Annotated in this window: 5 protein-coding genes; 2 read left to right on the top strand and 3 right to left on the bottom strand. The window is 64.3% G+C overall.

The features are described from left to right. Positions 1–24: 24 nt before the first annotated feature. Entirely contained in the window at positions 25–540 is a 516-nt protein-coding gene (gene rplJ / locus QUV11_RS17155) for a 50S ribosomal protein L10 (protein WP_188512883.1), read from the top strand. A 74-nt stretch (positions 541–614) separates the two neighbouring features. Next, positions 615–986: a 50S ribosomal protein L7/L12 gene (gene rplL, locus QUV11_RS17150; RefSeq protein ID WP_188512882.1), complete on the top strand. Its 372-nt coding sequence runs from the start codon at positions 615–617 to the stop codon at positions 984–986. Positions 987–1,176: 190 nt separating this feature from the next. Here rplL and dapD read toward each other — a convergent pair whose 3' ends face one another. From dapD to queG, 3 genes are all read right to left on the bottom strand, one after another. Beyond that, the gene (dapD, locus tag QUV11_RS17145; protein WP_300884249.1) at positions 1,177–2,019 is read right to left on the bottom strand and encodes a 2,3,4,5-tetrahydropyridine-2,6-dicarboxylate N-succinyltransferase; all 843 of its coding nucleotides are present in this window, start codon (positions 2,017–2,019) and stop codon (positions 1,177–1,179) included. Next, positions 2,016–2,690 carry a pyrimidine 5'-nucleotidase gene (locus tag QUV11_RS17140; RefSeq protein ID WP_300884247.1) on the bottom strand — a complete coding sequence of 225 codons (675 nt, stop codon included), beginning with the start codon at positions 2,688–2,690 and terminating at the stop codon, positions 2,016–2,018. The genes dapD and QUV11_RS17140 overlap by 4 nt, the downstream gene beginning before the upstream one ends. A 10-nt stretch (positions 2,691–2,700) precedes the next feature. Beyond that, on the bottom strand, positions 2,701–3,435 hold a 735-nt coding region (queG, locus tag QUV11_RS17135; RefSeq protein WP_300884245.1), incomplete at its 5' end, for a tRNA epoxyqueuosine(34) reductase QueG.

The following is a 3,435-nucleotide window of genomic DNA, read 5'->3' as shown; positions in this document are numbered from 1 at the left end:
GCGCTCATGTGGAAGGAGACCAGCATGGATCGTGCTGATAAAAAAGCCGCTGTTGCCTCGCTGAACGCAACCTTCGGTGAAGCCGGTGTGGTGGTGGTGACCCGTAATCTGGGTCTGACCGTCGCCAAGTCGACCGAGCTTCGCACGAAGATGCGCGCAGAAGGCGCCAGCTATAAAGTCACCAAGAATCGCCTGGCCAAGCTGGCTGCGGTGGGAACTCCTTATGAGTCCATCGCCGACCTGCTGACCGGACCGATTGCCCTTGCCACCTCGACCGATCCGGTCGCGGCTGCAAAGGTTGCGGTGAACTTCGCCAAGGACAATGAAAAGCTTGAGATTGTCGGCGGCGCAATGGGCGACACGGTTCTGGATGCCGATGGAATCAAGGCACTTGCCTCGATGCCTTCGCTCGACGAACTGCGTGCCAAGATCATTGGTCTCGTCAATGCCCCGGCAACCAAGGTTGTCCAGGTCATTCAGGCACCGGCTGGGCAGCTTGCCCGCGTGTTCGGCGCCTATGCGACCAAGGAAGACGCATAAGCTTTTCAAACTTCGCCGCATCGCGACCCCGGTCCGGGCGGCGCTACATCATGATTTAGAACTGGAGACTTAAAATGGCAGATATCGCAAACCTGGTCGAAGAACTCTCGAAGCTGACTGTTCTGGAAGCCGCTGAACTCTCGAAGGCCCTCGAAGAAGCATGGGGCGTTTCGGCCGCTGCTGCTGTCGCTGTTGCTGCACCTGCTGGTGCCGCTGCACCGGCTGCTGAAGAGCAGACCGAATTCGACGTGATCCTCACCGGCGACGGTGGCAAGAAGATCCAGGTCATCAAGGAAGTCCGCGCCATCACTTCGCTCGGCCTGACCGAAGCGAAGACCCTGGTGGAAAGCGCTCCCAAGGCGATCAAGGAAGGCGTCAGCAAGGCTGAAGCCGAAGAAATCAAGGCGAAGATCGAAGCAGCCGGCGGTACCGTCGAGCTCAAGTAATCGCCTTTCCTGCGGCTTCGCGTCGCAGGGATGAACAAAAAGGGCGGTCTGCTTCGCGCAGGCCGCCCTTTTTCGTGTCGATTGTCCTTTTTCGTCACCCCCGCGCAGGCGGGGGTCCCGCTGCTGCGCTATCGTTTTGGCAGAAGCGGGATTCCCGCTTTCGCGGGAATGACGGGACGGGGTTGGCGGATCAGCTGCGCAGCAGCTCGTTGATGCCGGTCTTCGACCGCGTCTGCGCATCGACCGTCTTGACGATCACCGCGCAATACAGCGACGGGCCGGGCGATCCATCGGGGAGCGGCTTGCCGGGCATCGAGCCGGGGACGACCACCGCATAAGGCGGCACCTTGCCGTAGTGCACTTCGCCGGTGGCGCGGTCGACGATCTTGGTCGACGAGCCCAGATACACCCCCATCGAGAGCACCGCGCCCTCGCCGACGATGACGCCCTCGGCGACTTCCGAACGCGCGCCGATGAAGCAGCCGTCCTCGATGATCACCGGGCCCGCCTGCAGCGGCTCGAGCACGCCGCCGATGCCGACGCCGCCCGAGATATGCACGTTGCGGCCGATCTGCGCGCAGCTGCCGACGGTGACCCAGGTGTCGACCATCGTGCCTTCACCGACATAGGCGCCGATGTTGACGAAGCTGGGCATCAACACCGCGTCCTTGGCGACAAAGGCGCCGCGGCGGACGATCGATCCGGGCACGGCACGGAAGCCTGCCGCCTTGAACTCATCGGCCTGCCAGCCGTCGAACTTGCTGGGCACCTTGTCCCACCAGTGTGCGCCGCCGGGGCCGCCGCTGATCTCTGCCATCGGGTTCAATCGGAACGAGAGCAGCACCGCTTTCTTGAGCCACTGGTTGACCTTCCAGCCACCCTGGCCATCGGGCTCGGCGACGCGAGCGGCACCGCTGTCGAGCAGCGCGACCGCCTCGGCGACGTCCTTGCCGATCGCGCTGCCCGGGCTGGTGTCGAGCGAATCGCGGCCGTCCCATGCGTCTTCGATGCGGGTTTGCAGGGTATCGGTCATCGGGCAGTCTCCTGTGTCAGCGCGGCGAGCCACTCGCCCAGCGCGGTTATTTCATGGTCGATGTAATCGTGTTCGGCCTCATGCGTGCCGCCATCCGATCCGTTGTTCATCCACACCGTGGTCATGCCCAATTGCTTGGCGGGCTTGAGGTTGCGCGCGAGGTCATCGATGAACAAGGCACTGTGCGGATCGATCGCAAGGCTGTCGACCAGACTGGAATACGCCGCTGCATGCGGCTTGGGCTGGTATTGCGTCGCGTGGATGTCGTGGATCGCCTCGAACTGCTCGCCCAGCCCCAATTTGTCGAGCACGCGGCCGGCATAGGTGACATCGCCGTTGGTGAAGATCAGCTTGCGCCCGGGCAGGCGCGCGAGCGCGGTCGCGGTGACCTGGCATGGCTGGATGCGACCCATATCGATATCGTGGACGTAATCGAGGAAATGGTGCGGATCGACCCCGTGGTCGAGCATCAATCCTGCCAGCGTGGTGCCGTGCTGGTAATAATAGGCCTTCTGGATGCGCCGCGCCTCGACCAGGTCGACGTGCATCAGATCGGCGACATAGCTGCCCATGCGCTCGTCGATCAGCGCGAACAGATCGGTCTCCGCCGGGTAGAGCGTGTTGTCCAGATCGAAGATCCAGGTGCGGACGTGATCAAAGGGCGCGAGCATGATTTTGCGACTAGACGGGGCGGGCCGGATCGGCAAGCGCGCATAGCGCCTGCCACTCGTCAATCACGGTGTCGTCGGCCTCCTGCGCCAGCCGTGCCGTTCTTTCGGATTGCCAGCGGACGGGATCGAGCTGTGCCAGCGCCCACACCGCCGCGCCGCGCACCACCGGCTCGGGATCGGCGAGCAGCGCCGCCACCGGGGCGAGCAACGCCGCCTCGCCGCTGTTGCCCGCCGCGATCAAGGCATTGCGCACCATCCGCACCCGACCGCTGCGCTTGATCGGCGATCCTGCGAACACGCTGCGAAACTGTGCGTCGTCCAGCGCCAGCAGATCGGCGAGCGAGGGCGCGGCCAGTTCGGCGCGCGGCAGGAACGCTCGGTTGGCGTGCGCGGCATCGGCAAACTTGTTCCACGGGCACACGGCGAGGCAATCGTCGCAGCCATAGACATGATTGCCGATGCCTGCGCGAAGCTCGGCGGGGATGGGGCCGGCATGCTCGATCGTCAGATACGAGATGCAGCGCCGCGCATCGAGGCGATAGGGCGCGGGGAAGGCGTTGGTCGGACACACGTCCTGGCAGGCGGTGCACGATCCGCACAGGTCCGCGCCCGCGCCGCTGGGCTCGAGCTCCAGCGTGGTGTAGATCGCGCCGAGGAACAGCCAGCTGCCATGCGCGCGGCTGACAAGGTTGGTGTGCTTGCCCTGCCAGCCCAGCCCCGCCGCCATCGCCAGCGGCTTTTCCAT

Origin of the sequence: Blastomonas sp., assembly GCF_030373265.1 — a bacterium.
Taxonomy (GTDB): Bacteria; Pseudomonadota; Alphaproteobacteria; order Sphingomonadales; family Sphingomonadaceae; genus Blastomonas.
This window is presented reverse-complemented; position numbering and strand designations above follow the sequence as displayed.

Coding starts and splice junctions, on each gene's coding strand:
- rplJ (WP_188512883.1), top strand. CDS start 25: ATGGATCGTGCTGATAAAAAAGCCGCTGTTGCCTCGCTGAACGCAACC.
- dapD (WP_300884249.1), bottom strand. CDS start 2,019: ATGACCGATACCCTGCAAACCCGCATCGAAGACGCATGGGACGGCCGC.
- QUV11_RS17140 (WP_300884247.1), bottom strand. CDS start 2,690: ATGCTCGCGCCCTTTGATCACGTCCGCACCTGGATCTTCGATCTGGAC.
- rplL (WP_188512882.1), top strand. CDS start 615: ATGGCAGATATCGCAAACCTGGTCGAAGAACTCTCGAAGCTGACTGTT.